The following is a 2,109-nucleotide window of genomic DNA, read 5'->3' as shown; positions in this document are numbered from 1 at the left end:
CGGCTTCCGGATCGAGCTCGGCGAGATCGAGGCCGCGCTCGCTACGCACCCGTCGGTGCGCGCCTGCGTCATCGTGGCACGGGAGGACGCGTCTGGCGACAAGCGGCTGGTCGCGTATGTCGTGGCGCCAGAGGCGGGGTGGGCGCCGGGCGCATTGCGCGAGCACCTCGGGGCGACGCTGCCGGAGTACATGGTCCCCTCCGCATTCGTGCGGCTCGCCGCGCTGCCGCTCAATCCCAGCGGCAAAGTGGACCGCAAGGCGCTGCCCTCGCCCGAGGCCACGCGCGGCGCCGAGACATCGTACGTGGCGCCCCGGACCGATACCGAGCGCGCGCTCGTGGCCATCTGGGAAGAGTTGCTCCAGGTGCGGCCGATTGGAATCAGAGACCGTTTCTTCCACCTCGGCGGCCATTCGCTCCTGGCCTTTCGCCTCGTGTCCGCCATCGAGGCGCGGATCGGGGGCGCGCTCAGCGTGGCGACGGTCCTTCGCCACCCGACGATCGAGGCGCTTTCGGCACTCTGCGACACGAGGGCGGAAGGGCCGGCGTTTGCGCCGCAGATCCGCCTCTCGCCGCGCGCGGAGGGCGAGGCGCCTCATGAGGGCCTGTCGGGCACGGAGCGGCGCATCTGGTTTTTGGAAAAATTGTCGCCCGAGGCGAGATCGTACCAGATCCCGCACGTATTCGAGGTGGCGTCCGCGTTCTCGGCTTCGGCGCTCCACGAGAGCGTGCGCGCGCTGGCATTGCGCCACGAAATCCTTCGCACGACGTATCCGGAGGTGGACGGCACGCCGAGGCGGCGGGTGTCGGACGACGTGGTCATTCCGATTCGCGTGGAAGACCTCTCGTCCCTGCCCGAAGCAGAGCGCGATGCCGCGTTGCGGGCATTGCTCGCAACGGAGGTCGAGACCCACTTCGACCTCGGGCGTGGCCCGCTGACCCGGGTCCTGGCCGTGAAGACGGCCGCGGACAGGCATGTCGTCGTCGTGCACCAGCACCACATCATCACGGACGAGTGGTCCTGGGGGCTCTTGCTCGCGGAGCTCTCGTCCCTGTACGAGGCGTCGCGCCGCGGGGGAACGGCCACACTGCCTCCCCTCGCCTACCATTATTCGGATTACGCGCGCGCAGAGCAGTCGGCGCTCGCCGGCAACGGGCTCGCGGCGTCGCGGTCATACTGGAAAGACGCTCTCTCCGGCGTACCGCGGCTCGACCTGTCGATGGTTTCTCCTCCCTCCGGCGTTGGCTCGGGGCCGGAAGGGTGCGTCACGCTCCATTTGTCGCCGGAGACGAGCCGCCGGATGCAGTCGCTCTCGCGCGAAAGCGGCGCGACCCCCTTCATGGCCTGGTATGCGGCCCTTGCGGCCGTGCTGGCTCGGTACAGCCGACAGACGGACTTCGGCCTCGGTGCGGTCCTCGCGAATCGCCATGTCGCTGGGACCGAGTCGATGCTCGGATTTTTCACGAATACGGTCGTGCTGCGGACCGACCTCTCGGGAAACCCGACGTTCGCGGAGCTCCTCTCGCGTGCGCGGCGGAGCTCGCTCGACGCGTACGAGCACCAGGCGCTGCCATTCGACGTCGTGGTGCAGGATCAGGGGCTCTCGCGGCAGGCCGGAGAGAACCCGCTGTTCGATGTGACCTTCTTCGAGGTGACGCCGCCGAGCACCGGAGCCGTTGTCGGCTGGTCACCGCTGCTCGGCGCGGTGCCGGAAGGCGTGACGACGGCGAAAAACGCGCTCGCCGTGACCGTCCGCCACGACGCCGACGGGACCGTCGTGGAGGTCCTGTACGACACGAAGCGTGTCTCGCGCACGGCAGCAGAGCGCTTGTGCGGCCATTTGAGGACGCTGGTGACGGACGCCGCGGCGCACCCGGACAAACGTTTGTCGGATCTGAACCTCCTGACCGAAGAGGAGACGGAGAAGCTCGCCGCCTGGAACGACACGCCAATGGCGGCCCCCACTCCATGCATTCACGAGATCATTGCGGAGCAGGCGGCGAAGGCCCCGGGGGCCGTCGCCCTCGAGCAGGACGGACGACAGCTCAGTTATGGCGAACTCGAGGCGCAGGCAAACCGCCTGGCCCACCACCTTCGCTCCCTCGGCGT

1 protein-coding gene is annotated in these 2,109 nt (G+C 68.8%); it reads left to right on the top strand.

All coding sequences use genetic code 11. The annotated features are described in order from the left end of the window. A partial coding sequence (locus QHF83_RS53175) for a condensation domain-containing protein (RefSeq protein WP_282425861.1) occupies nt 1-2,109 on the top strand: 2,109 nt, incomplete at both ends.

The sequence above is a fragment of the Polyangium sp. 15x6 genome (genome assembly GCF_029960785.1).
Classification (GTDB): Bacteria; Myxococcota_A; Polyangia; order Polyangiales; family Polyangiaceae; genus Polyangium.
This window is presented reverse-complemented; position numbering and strand designations above follow the sequence as displayed.